Source organism: Caballeronia sp. LZ034LL (genome assembly GCF_031451215.1).
Taxonomy (GTDB): Bacteria; Pseudomonadota; Gammaproteobacteria; order Burkholderiales; family Burkholderiaceae; genus Caballeronia.
The window spans coordinates 565,666-583,975 of record NZ_JARUXR010000003.1 but is presented as its reverse complement, the minus strand read 5'-3'; the positions used below and the strand labels follow the sequence as shown (position 1 = coordinate 583,975).

Genomic DNA, 18,310 nt, shown 5'->3' with positions numbered 1-18,310 from the left:
AGTTGTTTATTCATGATTTTACGATGGCGGACCGCCTTCCTATACTCGGGAAAAATCAAAAAATCCCGAATCTGGAGACGAGCCCCATGAATGCACCCGATCGCGCCGCGCTGGCATCCGCCGACGTTTCACTCGACGACAAATACACCCTGGAGCAAGGCCGCGTCTACCTGAGCGGCACGCAGGCGCTGGTCCGTCTGCCGATGCTCCAGAAAGCGCGCGACCGGCGGGCGGGGCTGAATACGGCGGGTTTCATCTCGGGTTATCGGGGTTCGCCGCTGGGCGCGCTCGATCAGTCGCTATGGAAGGCGAAGGCGCATTTAAAGGAACACGACATCGTGTTCCAGCCGGGCGTGAACGAGGATCTCGCGGCCACCGCAATCTGGGGCACGCAGCAGATCAACCTGTGGCCCGGCGCCACGCGCGAGGGCGTGTTCGGCATGTGGTACGGCAAGGGACCGGGCGTGGACCGCACCGGCGATGTCTTCAAGCACGCGAATTCGGCCGGCACGGACCCGCATGGCGGCGTGCTGGTGCTGGCCGGCGACGATCATGCGGCGAAGTCGTCTTCGGTCGCGCATCAGTCGGATCACGCGTTCATAGCGGCGGGCATGCCGGTGCTGTATCCGTCGAACGTGCAGGAGTATCTCGACTACGGCCTGCATGGCTGGGCCATGAGCCGTTACTCAGGCCTCTGGGTGGCGATGAAATGCGTGACCGACGTAGTGGAGTCGACGGCGTCGATCGATCTCGATCCGGACCGCGTGCACATCGTCACGCCCACCGATTACGCGATGCCGGAAGGTGGCCTCAACATCCGCTGGCCCGATGCGCCGCTCGCGCAGGAAGCCCGTTTGCTCGACGAGAAGTGGTACGCGGCGCTCGCCTACGTGCGCGCGAACAAGCTGAACCGCGTCGTGATCGATTCGCCGACGCCGCGCTTCGGCATCATCACGGCGGGCAAGGCTTATCTCGATGTGCGCCAGGCGCTGATCGACCTCGGTCTCGACGACGCGACCTGCGCGCAGATCGGCCTGCGCGTGCTGAAGGTGGGCTGCGTCTGGCCGCTCGACGCGCAAGACGCTCGCGCCTTCGCCACGGGTCTGGAAGAGATTCTCGTGGTCGAGGAAAAGCGGCAGATCCTCGAATATGCGCTGAAGGAAGAGCTCTACAACTGGCGCGAGGATGTTCGACCGCGCATCTACGGCAAGTTCGACGAACGCAACAACGAAGGCGGTGAATGGTCCGTGCCGCGCGGCGACTGGCTTTTGCCGGCGCATCATGAACTCTCGCCGGCGCTGATCGCGAAGGCGGTCGCGCGGCGTCTTGCGCATCTCGACCTTCCCGCCGATGTGCGCGCGCGCATGCTGGCGCGGGTCGCGACCATCGAGGCGAAGGAACGCGAAGCAAGCAAGCCGCGCGTGGAGGCCGAACGCAAGCCGTGGTTCTGTTCGGGTTGTCCGCACAACACCTCGACGCGCGTGCCCGAGGGTTCGCGCGCGTTGGCGGGCATTGGCTGCCATTACATGTCGATGTGGATGGACCGCAACACGGAAACCTTCAGCCAGATGGGCGGCGAGGGCGTGGCGTGGATCGGCCAGATGCATTTCTCAGGCGACAAGCACGTCTTCGTCAATCTCGGCGACGGCACCTATTTTCATTCGGGCCTGCTGGCGGTGCGCGCGGCGATTGCCGCGAACGCGAGCATCACCTACAAGATTCTTTATAACGATGCGGTGGCGATGACCGGCGGCCAGCCCGTCGACGGCGTGCTGACGGTGCCGCAGATCGCGCATCAGGTCTTCGCGGAAGGGGCGAAGCGCATCGTCATCGTGACGGACGAGCCGGACAAGTACGATGCGACAGTCGTGCTGCCGCAAGGCGTGAGCGTGCATCATCGCGACGAACTGGACCGCATCCAGCGCGAACTGCGCGACACGCCGGGCACCACGATCCTCATCTACGACCAGACCTGCGCCACCGAAAAGCGCCGGCGCCGCAAGCGCGGCACTTATCCCGATCCGGCGCGCCGCGCGTTCATCAACGACGCCGTGTGCGAAGGCTGCGGCGACTGCTCGGTGCAGTCGAACTGTCTTTCCGTCGAGCCGCTGGACACGCCGCTCGGCACCAAGCGCAAGATCAACCAGTCGGCGTGCAACAAGGACTTCTCGTGCGTGAAGGGCTTCTGCCCGAGCTTCGTCACCGCCGAGGGCGCACAGGTCAGGAAGCCGCGCGCAGCAAAAGGCGCCACGCCCGACTTCGACGCGCTGCCGCTGCCCACGCTGCCCGAGCTGGCCAAGCCGTATGGCGTGCTCGTGACGGGCGTCGGCGGGACGGGCGTGGTGACGATCGGCGGACTGATCGGCATGGCCGCGCATCTCGAACGCAAGGGCGTGACCGTGCTCGACATGGCCGGGCTCGCGCAGAAAGGCGGCGCGGTGCTGAGCCATGTGCAGATCGCGCCCACGCCGCAGGCGCTGCACGCGACGCGCATCGCGACCGGCGAAGCGCGGCTCGTGATCGGTTGCGATGCGGTGGTGTCGGCGTCGAAGGACGTGCTGTCGCGCACGCGACACGGCATCACGCAGGCAGCGATCAACAGCGGCGCCACGCCGACGGCCGACTTCATCACCGACGCCAACTGGCGCTTTCCGGGCGCGCAGACGGAACAGGCGTTGTCGGAGAGCATGGGCGAGGGCTGCGCGTTCATCGACGCCAATGCGCTCGCCTTGAAGCTGCTCGGCGACACGCTCTACGCGAATCCGCTGTTGCTGGGCTTTGCGTGGCAGAAGGGCTGGCTGCCGCTGCAACTGGCGAGTTTGAAGCGCGCCATCGAACTGAACGGCGTGGCGGTGGAGAAGAACTGGCTGGCGTTCGGATGGGGACGTCATGTGGCGCAGCACGGCGTGGGCAGCTTGCTCGATGCAGGCCGGCAGACCATCGTGCTAAAGATGCCGGAGTCGCTCGAACAGGTGATCGCCACGCGCGAAGCCCTGCTGACGGCGTATCAGAACGCGGCGTATGCGCGCGCTTATCGCGATGTTGTCGAGCGTATCCTCGACAAGGAGCAAGGCCTGGGCGGCCATGCGAAGCTGCCGCTGACGCGCGCGGTCGCCGTGAACCTCGCGAAGCTGATGGCCTACAAGGACGAATACGAAGTGGCGCGCCTGTATGCCGACCCGGCGTGGCTCGACAAGCTGCGCGACCAGTTCGAAGGCGAGCCGGGCCGCGACTACGCGCTGTCGTTCCATCTCGCGCCGCCGTTGTTCGCGAAGCGCGACGAGCACGGGCATCTCGTCAAGCGGCGCTTTGGCGGCTGGACGCTGCATGCGTTCCGGGCGCTTGCGCGGCTCAAGGGCCTGCGCGGCACGCCGTTCGATGTGTTCGGCAAGACCGCGGAACGTCGCGCCGAACGCCGCATGATCGCGGACTACATCGCGCTGGCCGATGAATTCTGCGCAAGCCTCGACGACGCGCGTTTCGAGTCGGCCCTGCAACTCGCGAAGCTGCCCGATGAGATTCGCGGCTTCGGCCATGTGAAGGAACGCAACATGGCGGCGGTACAGATCAAGCGCGAGCGGCTGCTCGCAGGCTATCGCGCGCCGGCGGAGTCCAGGGCGACAGCCTGAGCGCCATAGACGTCGAGCGCGGCGGCCTTCAGCGCACGCACCATGGTTTCGGTGGCGGGCGTGAGCAGGCGGTCGGCGCGCGTGACGATGCCGTAGTCGTCCATGCGGCAATCCATCTGCAAGGGCAGGATCTCGACGATCCGATGCCGCGCGTAATAGCGCGCCACGTCTTCCGCCAGCACGGCGATCATGTCGCTCTGTTCGAGCAGTTGCGTGACGAACAGGATCGCCGCCGTTTCGACCACGTTCGACGGCGGCGCGAGGCTGGCGCGCTGGAACATCAGGTCGAAGCGATGGCGCAGCACGCTGCCCGCCGGCGGCACGAGCCACGCGGCCTGCTGCACGTCGGCGAGCGCCAGGCTCTTTCTCTTCAGCAACGGATGCTCCGCGCGCACCACGGCGCGCGCCGGTTCGCCCGCGAGCGGCGCATAGCGCAACTGCACGTTGTCCTGTTCCGCTGAAAGGCGCCCGATCACGATGTCGAGCTTGTCCTGCGCGAGACGTTCGAGCAGCGCATTGCTGCCGTCGATCTCGACCGACACGCGAATGTCCGCATGCAGGCGCTTGACGGCCGCGACGGCGGCGGGCAGCAGCCGCACGCCGGGCGACGTGATCGCGCCGATGCTCACATGCCCGAGCCGACCTGACTTCAACGCGAGCAGTTCTTCCTGCGCCTGATCGAGGCTGCCGAGCACGGCGCGCGCGTGGCGGATGACCGCTTCGCCGTACAGCGTGGGCCGTACGCCGCGCGGTTCGCGGTCGAACAGCGTGACGCCGAGCGCTTCTTCCAGTTCGCGCAGGGTCTTGGATGCGGCCGGCTGCGTCATGTTGAGCGCTGCCGCCGCGCGATGAACATTGCCTTCCTCCGCCAGCGCCGCGATCAACAGCAGCTGGCGCGTCTTCAGATGGTTGCGGACGTTCGAGACACTCGTATTCATGAATGAATCCGGGTTATTACTAATGCCGGGATGGTTATCGATCAAGTCCATCTTTTCATTAGTAGATTATCACCCGCAGGCATACACTCGGGCGCATAACGAACTGACACGGAAGAGACACATGTCCGCCCCCAAGCCCAAGCTGCGCTCCGCGCAATGGTTCGGCACCAATGACAAGAACGGCTTCATGTACCGAAGCTGGATGAAGAACCAAGGCATTCCGGACCATGAATTCGACGGCAGGCCGATCATCGGCATCTGCAATACCTGGTCCGAACTCACACCCTGCAATGCGCACTTCCGCAAGGTCGCCGAACACGTGAAGCGCGGCGTCTACGAGGCGGGCGGCTTTCCGGTGGAGTTCCCGGTGTTCTCGAACGGCGAATCGAACCTGCGCCCGACCGCGATGCTCACGCGCAACCTCGCCGCGATGGACGTGGAAGAAGCGATCCGGGGCAATCCCATCGACGCCGTCGTGTTGCTCACGGGCTGCGACAAGACCACGCCGGCGCTGCTGATGGGCGCGGCCAGCTGCGACGTTCCGGCCATCGTCGTGACCGGTGGCCCGATGCTCAACGGCAAGCTCGATGGCAAGAACATCGGCTCCGGTACGGCGGTGTGGCAACTGCACGAGTCGCTGAAGGCGGGCGAGATCGACCTGCATCAGTTTCTCTCGGCGGAAGCGGGCATGTCGCGCTCGGCGGGCACCTGCAACACCATGGGCACCGCCTCGACCATGGCGTGCATGGCCGAAGCGCTCGGCACCTCGCTGCCGCACAATGCGGCAATTCCCGCCGTCGATGCACGCCGCTACGTGCTCGCCCACATGTCGGGCATCCGCATCGTGGAGATGGCGCTGGAAGGTCTCACGCTCTCGAAGATCCTGACGCGCGAGGCCTTCGAGAACGCGATCCGCACCAACGCGGCAATCGGCGGTTCGACCAATGCGGTGATTCACCTGAAGGCGATTGCGGGGCGCATCGGCGTGCCGCTGGAACTCGAAGACTGGACGCGCATTGGCCGCGATACGCCGACCATCGTCGATCTGATGCCGTCGGGCCGCTTCCTGATGGAAGAGTTCTATTACGCGGGCGGGCTGCCTGCGGTGCTGCGGCGGCTGGGCGAAGCCGGGCTCATTCCGCATCCGGACGCGCTGACGGTCAACGGCAAGTCCCTGTGGGACAACGTCAAGACCGCGCCGATCTCCAATGACGAAGTCATCCGCACGCTGGATCATCCGCTGATCGCGGACGGCGGCATCCGCGTGCTGCGCGGCAATCTGGCGCCGCGCGGCGCGGTGCTGAAGCCTTCGGCCGCCACGCCGGAACTGCTGAAGCATCGCGGCCGCGCCGTGGTGTTCGAGGATCTGGAGCACTACAAGGAACGCATCGTCGATGAGTCGCTCGATGTCGACAAGGACTCCGTGCTCGTGCTGAAGAACTGCGGACCGAAGGGTTATCCGGGCATGGCCGAAGTGGGCAACATGGGCTTGCCGCCGAAGCTGCTGCGCCAGGGCATCAAGGACATGGTGCGCATCTCCGACGCCCGCATGAGCGGCACGGCGTACGGCACGGTGGTGCTGCACGTGGCGCCCGAAGCGGCGGCGGGCGGACCGCTGGCGGCCGTGCGCGACGGCGACTGGATCGAGCTCGACTGCGACGCCGGCACGCTGCATCTGGACATCGGCGAAGAGGAACTGGCGCGCCGCATGAGCGACCGCAAGCCGCCGCGTTCGCATGGCGACGGCGGTTATCAGCGGCTGTATGTGGACCACGTGCTGCAGGCGGACGAGGGCTGCGACCTCGACTTCCTCGTCGGCATGCGCGGTGCGGCGGTGCCGAGACATTCGCACTGAGCGCGCTTGAAGAACCCGAGACCATGAGGACGCCAGCATGAGCCGTCACGTCAGTCCACGCTATCGCGGCATCTTTCCGGTCGTGCCGACGACCTTCACCGAAAGCGGCGAACTCGATCTGGAGAGCCACAAGCGCGCGGTGGATTTCATGATCGACGCGGGCTCGGACGGCCTGGCGATCCTCGCCAACTTCTCCGAGCAGTTCTCATTGGCCGACGACGAGCGCGACGTCCTCACGCGCACGATCCTCGAGCATGTGGCGGGGCGCGTGCCGGTGATCGTCACCACCTCGCACTACGGCACGCGTGTGTGCGTGGAGCGCAGCCGTCGCGCGCAAGAGCTGGGCGCCGCGATGATCATGGCCATGCCGCCGTATCATGGCGCGACCTTCCGCGTGCCCGAGAGCGCCCTCTACACGTTCTACGCGCGCCTCTCGGACGCGCTGACGATCCCAGTCATGATCCAGGACGCGCCCGCCGCAGGCACGCCGCTTTCAGCGGCTTTCCTGGCACGCATGGCGCGCGAGATCGAGCAGGTGTCGTACTTCAAGATCGAAACGCCGGGCGCGGCGAACAAGCTGCGCGAGCTGATCAGCCTCGGCGGCGAAGCCATCGAAGGTCCGTGGGACGGTGAAGAAGCCATCACACTGCTCGCCGATCTGAACGCGGGCGCGACCGGATCGATGACGGGCGGCGGCTTTGCGGACGGCATCCGGCCGATCATCGAGGCGCATCGCGAGGGACGTACCGACGATGCCTTCGATCTCTATCAGCGCTGGCTGCCGCTCATCAATCACGAGAACCGTCAGGCCGGCTTGCTGGCGACCAAGGCGCTGATGAAGGAAGGCGGCGTGATCGCGTGCGATGCGCCGCGTCATCCGCTGCCTGCGATGGGACGCGAAACGCGCGACGAACTCATCGCCATCGCGCGCCGTCTCGATCCGCTGGTGCTGCGCTGGGCCCGCTAGGGTATCGTGACGCCTTCATGCAAAGGAGACAGGACATGGAAGGAGTCGTTCGGCTTGGCGTAGTGGGCATCGGCAAGATCGCGCGCGATCAGCATCTGCCGGCCATCGCCGCCCAGCCCGGGTTCGAGCTCGTCGCGTGCGCGAGCCGTCATGCGAGCGTGGATGGCGTGCGCAACTATCGGGATATCGGCGAGCTGCTGGCTGCCGAGCCAGGGATCGAAGCGGTGTCGCTGTGCGCGCCGCCGCAAGTGCGCTATGAACAGGCGCGCGCCGCGCTCGAAGCCGGCAAGCATGTGATGCTGGAGAAGCCCCCGGGCGCGAGCGTGAGCGAGGTCGAGGCCTTGCATGAGATCGCCCGGGCGCGTGGCCGCACCTTGTTTGCGACGTGGCATTCGCGTGCGGCACCGGCAGTGGAGCCGGCGCGTGCCTGGCTGGCGTCGCGGGAAGCGGGCGCGCTGCGTTCAGTGGAAGTGCGCTGGAAAGAGGACGTGCGGCGCTGGCATCCGGGACAGGAGTGGATCTGGGAGCCCGGCGGTCTCGGCGTATTCGATCCCGGCATCAACGCGCTCTCCATCGTGACCCGCATCCTGCCGCATGAAGTCGCATTGCGTGGCGCGACGCTGACCACGCCCGCCGACACCGCGACGCCCATCGCCGCCGAACTCGATTGCGTCGCGAGCAACGGCGCGCCGGTGCGCGCGGTGTTCGACTGGCGTCATGGGCCGGTCGAGGAATGGGACATCGATATCGAAACGGAGGGCGGCCGCCTGTCGCTGCGTGAGGGGGGCAAGCGTCTTGCCATCGCGGGCAAGGACATCGATGCAGGCCCGGAGCGCGAATATCCCGCGCTGTACGAGCGCTTTCACGAACTCATCGCGACCCATGCGAGCGACGTGGACGTGCGCCCGTTGCGTCTCGTCGCCGATGCGTTCCTGAACGGACGCATCGTCGGCACCGAAGCTTTCGGGCGTTCATGACGCCCGATAGGGCGCGCTCCGCGAAGCATTGACGGCGCACACATCGCCCTCCGGCGCGGCGCGCACATTCGCGTGCCGCGCCACGAGCGGAATGCGTCGCGGCTGGCCCGGCGCGAGATGAAACCAGTCGGTGTGCGCGCGATAGTCCGGGTCATCGATGTGCACCCAGCGCGCGAGCTGCACGGTCTCGATCACGAGACTCCAGCCATCCCCGTCTTTCTCCACGCTCGCCTTGAGGCCGATGTCGCGCCGCTCGCCGATCGACGGATCCGGGAAATGGAAAGCTTCTGACAAGGTCTCGCCGGTGCCGGCATCGCGCAGGACCACGTGCGTGACATCATGCGCGCGCGGGCCGAAGCGATATGCATACGCGCTGTCGAAGAAGGCGCCGATCAGCCGGTTCGATGAAATGCGCTGCACGCTGCGCGCGGGCAGCACGACATCGCACGCACCGCCCGCGACCTTGACCGACCCTTCACGCAGACACGCCAGTTCCACCCGTCCGCGAATCTCGTGCGCCGTCTCGTTGACGAGATGCACGTCGAGGCCTTCGAGCCCTTCGTCGAGCAGCAGCGCCTGCACAGGTTGCAGCACGCGGGCGAGGCCATGCAGGGCGCTCTTGGGGGCGCCCAGCACATCGATGACGCCCCAGCCCGCGCCCGGTCTCACGTCGAGCAGATTCCACACGATCCCGCCCGCACACGTCGAGCCTTGCCGGCGCCATTCGGAGAACACGGCGCCGATCACATCGGCGACCACTGCGCGCGACAGTTCCAGATAGCGCTCGGGATTTTCATAGCGCAAGCGCGGCACGTCCTGCCGGTAAAGCGACTGCATGTAGTACTCGCGCACGTCGTCGAAATCCCAGGCGGAACCCGGATCACGCGGCACGCCGGCTTTCCAGCGCGGCTCGTGCGCGCGCGGATTCGGCAGCGCGCGCAAGGCGACATCGTCGGGCACATTGGCGAACGCCAGACACTCCGAGGCAAAGCGGACCTGTGCGCGGCGAATGTCGTCGAACGAGCGTTGATACGCGGGCACGCCGTAGTAATGCGTAATGCCGCCGCGCGTGCCGAAGGGCATCGAGTCGGTATCGCCGGGCGCGGCGCTCGGCGAGTTCACGACATAGGCGACATCCGGCCGCTCCGCAGCGATCGCCTCGGGTAGCCACTCGGTGAACAGGCGTTGCTGATAGGCGTCGAAGGGCAGGCCGAGCATCGCGGCCTGCTGATGCACTTCGCTTCCGCCGCACAGCACGGCCAGCGAAGCAAAGCGCCGCGTGCGCGCGAGGAACTGGCGGGCTTCACGCTGCACGCTCAGATGGAAGGCTTCGTCATCGGGATAGTCGAAGTTGGCGAACGCGAAGTCCTGCCAGACGAGCACGCCGTAGCGGTCCGCAAGTTCATAGAACGCGTCCGACTCATAAAGCGTGATGCCGCTGACGCGAATCATGTTGAGGCCTGCGTCGCGAACCAGCGCGAACAGCGCTTCGAGCTTCTCATACGGCGCGTCGAGCGCGACGATATCCGCCGAGGTCCAACACGCACCACGCGCGAACACGGGCACGCCGTTCACGACCGGCTGAAAGCCCTGGCCATCCGCGCCACGATCCACATGCACGGTGCGAAAGCCGATCTCGCCCAGCGCGATATCGCCGAGCTTGACCGCGTAGCGAAAGGGTTCGCCGTGCGTATGCGGATACCACAGGCGTACGTCCGGGATTTGCACGCGGCCGGTCAGCGTATGCGCGTCCTGCCATTGCATGTCCGCATGTTCTTCGCCGCATTCGAGCCGCACCGGCGCGGCCTCCTGCGCATGAAAGAAGCGCACGGTGACATCGAGCACACCGTCACTGCCATCCACGCGGGAGCGCATGTCGATCGACTCGATGCAACCCTGCGCTTCGCCGATCAGTTCCACCGCGCGCCATGGTCCGGCAGGCTGGATCGTCGGACACCAGCCCGCCATATGGCCGAGCAGCGTCGTGCGCACGTTGCGCAAGGTGGCCGGTTGCGCGAGCTTCGGACGCCAGCGCGCACGGCCCCGCTTCGCGGCGAGCGCGGGCGCGATGGAACGGAAGCACAGGTGCAGCACGTGCTCACCGCTCAGTTCAATGTCGAGATCATGCGCGATGAACATCGAATCCGAGTCGAGCAGCTTGACGTCATCAAGCCAGACTTCGGTGATGGTCGCCAGGCCATTGAAGCGCAGCCGGCGCTTGCCGTGCCCGCTCAGCTTCAGCCGATACCAATGGTCCGCATGCGCGAACGGCTGTGCCACCGCGTCGTCTTTCACACCAGTTGCGCGCAATGCCGACGCCACCGTGCCCGGCACGGGCGCGTCGATCCAGTGTGTCTGCGTGTCGAGCGATGCCGGCGTCGCGCAGGCACCCGCGGGCGTGCTCACGCATTGCCAGCCGTCGGCGAGGCGTCGCGGCGCGTGCGCGAGCGAGACGTGCATGACTCTTCCTCGTGAATGGAATAAGAGAAAAATGAAGAAGCCGCGTCATCGCGACGCGGCTTCGGTCTTCAGAGAAAGCGCGCGGCGAGCGGCTCGATGACCTTGTCGTAGGAAGTCTGCATCGATTCGAGGCAGTCCTCGCACAAGTCGGTGCGCGAGCGCATGCGGGCGCGCGCGAGACGGAACTGCATGACCATCGCTTCGCTTGCAATCGCCTGAGCGCTTGCCTGGATCTCGCCCGGTACTTCCACGCCATGTGCGTTCAGCCAGCCGAGATACTTCGACAGCATCTCGAAGTTCGAACCGATCTGACGCATCATGTTGAACGTGTAGAGGTGGTAGTACGCCGGGTCGCGTTCGAGCATCGCACGCATGTGCTCGGGGAACGCCGCACGCCATTGCGCCACCGGGTTCGACGCGGGCCGGTCCTGCAGACGCAGCTTGAGCAGTTCCACCGAACGCTGTACGAGCGCTTCGCCTTGCAGCGGATCGCGCGCGCGCTTCACGAATTCGACGTAAGGAAACAGCGCCTGCACGTCGCTCGCGAGACCGGGCGTCAGACGGAAGACGCCGTCGTAGTCCTCGCCGGACAGCGAGAAATACCCCGCGTTGTGGAAGTACGTGATGTGCTTCGCTTGCGGGTCGATGGCGTCGATGGCGATGGTCGTCTTCGTATGCGTCTGCCGGTACGCGGTGGCGCGCGTATCCGGCAGCCAGTACGAATCCATCTCCGCGACCACGATCTGGCCGCGCTTCGTCTGCTCCACTACGTGCGCCTCGACCGTGTCGTAGATCGCGAGCTCTTGGGCCTGGAGGCCGTAGAGCCGCGCGATATCGTCGAGCGAGAACTTCGGGAACGTGAACTGATCGCCCTCGAAGTCCTGCGTCACGGTGAAACTGAGCGCCGCGTGCGGATCGCAGCCGTAGTGATGCAGCAACTCGATCCACAAGTCGACGTAGCAGTTCGTCTCCAGCCACACGCGCTCGTCGCGATGCAGCGCGTGCTGGCGATATTCGCCATGCGCGGGCGCGGACGTGTCCGTCACGGCATCAGCCGGCGAGCGTGCGTTCATGCCCGGTTACCCAGTTTGTCGAGACCCTGGGCGATGAGCGCGGCCTTGTCGCCCCACAGCAGCTGGCGCACCTGCTCCGGCCATGCATTGACGTCGAGGCCGTGATGGCGGAACAGCGCCAGCGTCGTGCGTTCCATGCCGAAGCCCACGCAGGCCGTGTGCGCGACCTGCTCGTCGGCCTGGCTGATGTGCCACAGCTCGCCGAAGTGGTCCTGGTGGTAGTTGAACGACAGGCACGCCGTGGGACGGTCGGGCGTCGCCACCGGCACCAGCAGTTCGAACTTGAGTTGCTGTTCGCGCTGGCTGTCCGCGACGATCTTGCCGCCGCGGCCGAAGAACGGGTCGTTGGCGAGATCGATCTCATACGGCAGGCCCAGCAGTTCGATCAGCAGGGAGCCGCGATCGATCCACTTCTGGCGGAACGCCATCACCTGTTCGGGGCTGCCCACGCGGATGTATTCGCGCATGCGGAACATCTGCATGCGGCCCGGATCGATGGACGGCTCGTGACGGAAGCAGTACGAGAAGGCGTCGAAGATCGCGCCGTCGGCGGCGAGCTTGCCGCGCTTCGCAACCAGCGGATAGATCGGATAGCATGCGGCCGGTGTCAGCACGAGGCGCGTGGGCTTCTGCTGATCCATCCAGTCGTCGGAGCGCTCTTCCTCTTCGCCGATGTGCACGATCTTGTCGAGCGCTTCGAGCAGGCGATGATGCCCGCGATCGTTGCCCTGGAACGAATGGATCGTGCCGGCGAGGTTCGGGAAGCTCTTCAGGTATTCGCTGTCTTCGAAGTCACGGCGGCGCATGGCCGGCGGGAAGCGCAGCACTTCGGCGTGCTGGTCGGCGCCGAGCAGCGTGATCGCCTGGTTCAGGCGCTCGACGATGTCCTCGAACACTTCGCTGCGGCCATAGAGGCCGTCTTCGCCGGTATCGATGAGGATGCCCGCATCCATCAGGCGGTCCCGCAAGGTCAGGTCCGATTTGTCGTACGGTGCCTGCGTCTCTTGTGTTTGAGCTTGTGCTTCGGCCTGCATCATGGCGGCCTGTTCTGTCGGCATGTTCATAGCGTCAAAGGGTTCCCGTTGCGGCGCGCTGCGCAAGCAGCAGGTTCGCCGTGTTCAATTCAATGCGGTCGTTGCTGATCATGAGGGGCGCCGAGTGCAGATCGCGCAGATGGCGTCCCACGCTGAACGGCGTGTCGTTCTTGTAGCCGGCCATGCCGCAGATCATCAGCGTCTCCTGCACCACGTGCAGCGCCGACTGCGAAATCGCCAGCTTGAGCATGTTGAGGTCTGCGTTGATGCCGATCGACGCCGTGAGCGGCGCGTCGTCGTCATTGCCTTGCGTGGCCCGGCGGATGGCGCGTTCGGTGCTCGCGGCCTCGACGTTGGCGAGCGATTCGCGCAGGCGTGCCTGCATCATCCTGATGAGCGTGATGATCTGCGAGAGCCGCGCCGCCGAAGGAGGCAGGGCGGGCTTGCCGCGCGCCTGGTTGCGGAAGAACTGATGCGCGCGATTCGCTGCATCGCAGGCAATGCCGCACCACACCGACGACCACAACGTGTGCGATACGGGCAGCATGCTTTCGTCGGCGATCTTCGAGAACGGCGCGGGCAGGATCTGCTCGGCGATGCCGCTTGCCGTGAGCCGATGTCCCTGGCTGCACGTGCCGCGCATGCCGAGCGTGTCCCACGTGCCGCGCTGTTCGAGCGTGAGCGTTTCACGCGGCGCGACGATCAGGACCTGATCCGAAGGCGGTGCATCCGGATGACGGCGCGCCGTCACGAGAATGCAGTCCGCGTAGGTGCCGTACGAAATGGTCGGCGCCATCTTCTCGATCTGGAACGCGTTGTCGACGAGATCGACTGCGCATGCGCTCGTCCGCATGTTGCCGCCGATGTTCTCTTCGGACGTGGCCGATGCGAGCAGCAGTTGCTCGTTCACCATGCGCGCGAGGAACGCACGCTGCCAGGGCACGTTCGCGCCATGATCGACGATGCACACGACCTGGCTCTGGTGCATGGCATAGATCATCGCGGACGAGGCGCAGCCCTGGGCGAGGGCTTCGCACAGGCGGGCCACGCCGGTCAGCGAGAGTCCGTCGCCGCCGTGTTCCACCGGCACCATCGCGGAGAAGAGACGCTCCTCGCGCATCGCAGCGACCGCTTCCGCAGGAAAGCGCGCTTCACGATCCACTGCATCCGCGTGTCGCGCCGCGACGGCGGCGACACGCTTTGCAGCATCGATCAACGCGCTTTCGCTACGTGCGTTCATGCTCTGTGCCAGTTGCGCCGCCTCGAGCTCCTGAGCGGGCGCGTTCATGCGGCCGCCTGCGAGCGGCGCAACTCCTCGACGGCGGCCGCGAGCGAATCGACGCTCGAAAAGAGCCGGCGCGTGAGCATGTGATCGGGGATCTCGATGCCGAACTCGTCTTCGATCGCGAGCATCACGTGAACCGTGGCGAGCGATGAGAGACCGGCGGCGTAGAGATCGTCGCTGTCGGAGAGCGTATCGACAGGCACGTCGAGCCGAGCGGACTCGGCGAGGATGCGGCGCAATTCAGTTTTCATTGTCTGTGTTTTCCCTTGTACCCGGCCAACGGTGCATTAAATCCGGACGGCGACGTAGCGTGGTGGTCGAATGTCGCCTTCGCTCCGGGGCGAAGTCGGGGTGGTGTTGTTCACTTTCGTGAAGACGATTTCACGAGAGCCCTCGCACTCACCTTCTTGTTTGTCGTTTGATCGTATTTAACGAATTACGAGGCCGGGACGTCCGTGCGATGGCGCACGGTGGGCCTTCAAGAGCAAAGGCGTGCTATGTGCGATATCCGGCACGCAGCGTTTTGCGGCAATCCTTCAGACTGGCTACTGCACTACTTCAGGTAAGTCCTGCAGCTTTCGCCGACATGGGCCTTGCAAAAACTATGCGAGACTGCAAGGCATTTGAAAACTGACGCATGGGGTAAGGTAATTGGTACTGTTCTCCTTTTTGCTGGGCTTTGTCGCACTGTTCATCGTATGGAAGAAACGCCGCGTGGCGGTCTTGCTGATGGCAGGTGTCTTCTTCTGGCTGGTCGGGAGTTGGCTGGCCGGACCGTTGATGAGGCTCGCCAACGACGGGCATGCCGTCATGACCGAACCGCGCCTGGGCCCGCGCACGGTCATCATCGTGCTCGGCGGCGGCACCGAATACGATCGCAACCGGCATTTGATTCCGAAAGGCGACAGCATCACCCGCGTGGATCTGGGTGCGTCGCTGTACCGGCGCTGCCGCGCACTCGAAACGGACTGTCTCGTGATCGTGAGCGGCGGCAATCCGCAGCATCATGAACAAAGCGAAGCCGATGTCATCGGACCTTTGCTGCTTGCACAGGGTGTCGAAAGCAAAGACCTGATCCTCGACAACACGAGTCTCGACACTTACGCCAACGCGCGCAATACGGAGAAAATCCTACGGTCGCGGCGATACGACACTTCGATTCTCGTCACCTCATCGCTGCACATGCAGCGCGCGCTGCTGGCTTTTCAGGTGTTTGGCATCGATCCGCAGCCCGGCGTGGCCTTCATACGGAATCCAAAATCATGGTGGGTGCCGCACCCTGAAGGATGGATCGATTCGAACTTTGCGCTGCATGAATTGATCGGCATCATGCGCTTTTATGTGTGGCACTGGATCGGGCTGTATCCGGGATTGCAGCCCGGGGTTCAGCGTTGAAGCGCTTCTTTCAGATAGCGCGCAGTGCGGCTTTCGGCATGCTTGGCGACCTCGTCGGGAATGCCTGTAGTCACGACCTTGCCGCCATCCTCGCCTGCACCCGGGCCCATGTCGATGACCCAGTCGGAGTGAGCCGCCACGCGCATGTCGTGTTCGACGACGACTACCGTGTTGCCCGCATCGACCAGGCCTTGCAACTGGCGCATCAGGCGATCTACGTCGGCGGGATGCAGGCCGGTGGTGGGCTCGTCGAGGATGTAGAGCGTGTCGCCGCGATGGGCGCGCTGCAGTTCCGTCGCGAGCTTGATGCGTTGCGCCTCGCCTCCCGATAGCTCGGTGGCCGGCTGACCCAGGCGCAGATAGCCGAGCCCGATGTCGCGCAGCACGGCAAGCGCACGCATGATGCTGGGTTCATCGGCGAAGAAAGCGCATGCGGCATCGACGCTCATGTCCAGCACTTGCGCGATGTTCTTGCCGTGCCACTCGATCTCCAGTGTCTGCGCGTTGTAGCGCGAGCCGTGGCAGGTCGAGCAGGACGTGTACACGCTCGGCAGGAACAGAAGCTCGACGCTCACGAAGCCTTCGCCTTCGCACGTGGGGCAGCGTCCCTGTGCGACGTTAAAGGAGAAGCGGCCAGCGCCATAGCGGCGCTTGCGCGCGCTCGGCGTGTCCGCAAAGAGCTTGCGAACGTGATCGAACAGTCCGGTATAGGTCGCGAGGTTCGAGCGCGGCGTGCGGCCGATGGGCTTTTGATCGACACGCACGAGGCGCCGGATCGTCTCCATGCCTTCGACGATGCTTCCGCCCGCGGGCGTGTCCGGTGTCGCGAGCAATGGGTCGGATTCGTCTTCGGTGGCGTCGTCGAGGGCGCGTCCGAGGTGTTCGGCGACGAGCTCCGGCAAAGCCTGGCTGACGAGGCTCGACTTGCCCGAGCCCGAGATGCCGGTGACCGTCGTGAAGGCGCCGAGCGGAAAGGCGGCATCGACGCCATCGAGGTTATTGCGCTCGATGCGTGCAAGCTTGAGCCAGCCACGCGGCCTGCGCGGCTCGCGTTCGACCGCGCGATGTTGCGCGAACAGATGCTCGCGGGTCTGCGAGGCATCGACGGCTGCAAGGCCTTCCGGTGGCCCGCTGTACAGCACGTGGCCACCGCCTTCGCCCGCGGCCGGACCGACATCGACGAGCCAGTCGGCACGGCGCATCGTGTTCAGATCGTGTTCGATGACGAACAGCGAATTGCCCGCGGCCTTCAGTCGCTGCAACGCGACGAAGAGCGCTTCGTTGTCCGCGGGGTGAAGTCCCGCCGAGGGTTCGTCGAGCACGTACACGACGCCGAACAGTTGCGACGCCAGTTGCGTGGCGAGCCGCAGGCGCTGCAACTCGCCGGAGGAGAGCGTCGGCGTCGCGCGGTCGAGCGACAGATAGCCGAGGCCAAGATCGATGAGCGTTCGCAGTCGCTCAAGCAGATCGGCGGCGATGCGTTCGGCTGCGGCGCGTTTTTCGTCCGAGAGATTCGCGGTGCGGCGGACATCGGGCGCCGCCTTGTGCGCCGAGCCGCCGGCCGCGACTCGTTGCGTCGTGGCCGCGCGGCGAGCGGCCTTGTCCAATGTCTCGCCATGCGGCTGCGCCTGCCTGGACCAGTCGCCGCGTGCGATGGGCGTGAGCAGATCGGCGAGGCGGTTCATCGGCAGATGCGCGAATTCGGCGATGTCCAGTCCCGCGAAGGTGACGGAGAGCGCTTCCTTCTTCAGCCGCTTGCCGTGGCACGAAGGGCAGTCGCTGCCCACCATGAAGCGCGACACGCGCTTCTTCATCAATGCGCTTTGCGTGTGCGCGAAGGTGTGCAGGATGTAGCGGCGCGCACCGGTGAAGGTGCCCTGATAGCTCGGCTCGGCGCCGCGCTTCAATGCCGCGCGGGTTTCCTTCGGCGTGAGGCCGGCGTACACCGGCGCAGTCGGCTGCTCTTCAGTGAAGAGGATCCAGTCGCGGTCCTTCTTCGGTAGATCGCGCCAGGGCGTGTCGACGTCATAGCCGAGCGTCACGAGGATATCGCGCAGGTTCTGGCCGTGCCAGGCGGGCGGCCACGCGGCGATGGCGCGCTCACGGATGGTGAGGGAGTCGTCCGGCACCATCGACTTCTCCGTGACCTCGTACACGCGTCCGAGGCCATGGCAGACGGGACACGCGCCCTGCACGGTGTTCGGGGAGAAGTCCTCCGCGTAAAGCATGGGCTGCTTCGGCGGATAGCTGCCCGTACGGGAATACAGCATGCGCACGAGGCTGGACAGCGTTGTCACGCTGCCCACGGAAGAACGCGCATTCGGCGCGCCGCGCTGCTGCTGTAGCGCGACGGCGGGCGGCAGGCCTTCGATCGAATCGACCTGCGGCACGCCGACCTGTTCGATGAGCCGTCGTGCGTACGGTGCGACCGATTCGAAGTAGCGGCGCTGCGCTTCCGCGTAAAGCGTACCGAATGCCAGGGACGATTTTCCGGACCCCGAGACGCCGGTGAAGACCACGAGGGCGTCGCGTGGGACATCGACATCGACGTTCTTCAGGTTGTGCTCACGCGCGCCGCGAACGCGCACGAAACCTGCTCTGGAGTGTTCGTTGGCATCGTCATGTGCGGCGACAGCGTGGTGGGCTTTGCGGACATCCATGGCAAAAAGTGGTGATGGCTTCGAGATTGCATGCAGC

General features: G+C 65.3%; 12 protein-coding genes. 5 read left to right on the top strand and 7 right to left on the bottom strand.

What is annotated here, in order from left to right; translation table 11 throughout:
* Positions 1-86: 86 nt before the first annotated feature.
* On the top strand, positions 87-3,629 hold the full coding sequence (locus QCE83_RS23710; protein ID WP_309817034.1) for an indolepyruvate ferredoxin oxidoreductase family protein: 3,543 nt from the start codon (positions 87-89) through the stop codon (positions 3,627-3,629).
* Here the strand turns inward: QCE83_RS23710 and QCE83_RS23705 are convergent.
* Positions 3,593-4,567: a LysR family transcriptional regulator gene (locus QCE83_RS23705; protein WP_309817033.1), complete on the bottom strand. Its 975-nt coding sequence runs from the start codon at positions 4,565-4,567 to the stop codon at positions 3,593-3,595. The genes QCE83_RS23710 and QCE83_RS23705 overlap by 37 nt on opposite strands.
* A 121-nt stretch (positions 4,568-4,688) precedes the next feature.
* On the opposite strand from QCE83_RS23705, the gene QCE83_RS23700 reads away from it, so the two are divergent.
* From QCE83_RS23700 to QCE83_RS23690, 3 genes are read left to right on the top strand one after another with little or no spacing between them, the layout of a single operon-like run.
* Positions 4,689-6,422: an IlvD/Edd family dehydratase gene (locus QCE83_RS23700; RefSeq protein WP_309817031.1), complete on the top strand. Its 1,734-nt coding sequence runs from the start codon at positions 4,689-4,691 to the stop codon at positions 6,420-6,422.
* A gap of 37 nt (positions 6,423-6,459) precedes the next feature.
* On the top strand, positions 6,460-7,389 hold the full coding sequence (locus QCE83_RS23695; RefSeq protein ID WP_309817028.1) for a dihydrodipicolinate synthase family protein: 930 nt from the start codon (positions 6,460-6,462) through the stop codon (positions 7,387-7,389).
* Positions 7,390-7,424: 35 nt separating this feature from the next.
* Positions 7,425-8,366: a Gfo/Idh/MocA family oxidoreductase gene (locus QCE83_RS23690; RefSeq protein ID WP_309817024.1), complete on the top strand. Its 942-nt coding sequence runs from the start codon at positions 7,425-7,427 to the stop codon at positions 8,364-8,366.
* Here QCE83_RS23690 and QCE83_RS23685 read toward each other — a convergent pair.
* The 5 genes from QCE83_RS23685 to QCE83_RS23665 form a co-directional block, all read right to left on the bottom strand.
* Positions 8,361-10,826, bottom strand: a complete 2,466-nt coding sequence (locus QCE83_RS23685; RefSeq protein ID WP_309817023.1) for a glycosyl hydrolase 2 galactose-binding domain-containing protein — start codon at positions 10,824-10,826, stop codon at positions 8,361-8,363. The two genes, QCE83_RS23690 and QCE83_RS23685, sit on opposite strands and share 6 nt — an antisense overlap.
* 68 nt (positions 10,827-10,894) lie before the next feature.
* Positions 10,895-11,899 carry a DUF1839 family protein gene (locus QCE83_RS23680; protein WP_309817020.1) on the bottom strand — a complete coding sequence of 335 codons (1,005 nt, stop codon included), beginning with the start codon at positions 11,897-11,899 and terminating at the stop codon, positions 10,895-10,897.
* A complete protein-coding gene (locus QCE83_RS23675; protein ID WP_309817018.1) occupies positions 11,896-12,963 on the bottom strand; it encodes an amino acid--[acyl-carrier-protein] ligase in 1,068 nt (355 codons plus the stop codon). The genes QCE83_RS23680 and QCE83_RS23675 overlap by 4 nt, the downstream gene beginning before the upstream one ends.
* Before the next feature lie 4 nt (positions 12,964-12,967).
* The gene (locus QCE83_RS23670) at positions 12,968-14,221 is read right to left on the bottom strand and encodes an acyl-CoA dehydrogenase family protein (RefSeq protein ID WP_309817016.1); all 1,254 of its coding nucleotides are present in this window, start codon (positions 14,219-14,221) and stop codon (positions 12,968-12,970) included.
* Positions 14,218-14,469, bottom strand: a complete 252-nt coding sequence (locus tag QCE83_RS23665; RefSeq protein ID WP_309817013.1) for an acyl carrier protein — start codon at positions 14,467-14,469, stop codon at positions 14,218-14,220. The genes QCE83_RS23670 and QCE83_RS23665 overlap by 4 nt, the downstream gene beginning before the upstream one ends.
* A 400-nt stretch (positions 14,470-14,869) precedes the next feature.
* On the opposite strand from QCE83_RS23665, the gene QCE83_RS23660 reads away from it, so the two are divergent.
* Positions 14,870-15,613 (top strand): YdcF family protein, encoded by a 744-nt coding sequence (locus QCE83_RS23660; protein WP_309817011.1) that lies wholly within the window; start codon positions 14,870-14,872, stop codon positions 15,611-15,613.
* Here QCE83_RS23660 and QCE83_RS23655 read toward each other — a convergent pair.
* The gene (locus QCE83_RS23655; protein WP_309817008.1) at positions 15,604-18,273 is read right to left on the bottom strand and encodes an excinuclease ABC subunit UvrA; all 2,670 of its coding nucleotides are present in this window, start codon (positions 18,271-18,273) and stop codon (positions 15,604-15,606) included. The two genes, QCE83_RS23660 and QCE83_RS23655, sit on opposite strands and share 10 nt — an antisense overlap.
* Positions 18,274-18,310 lie beyond the last annotated feature (37 nt).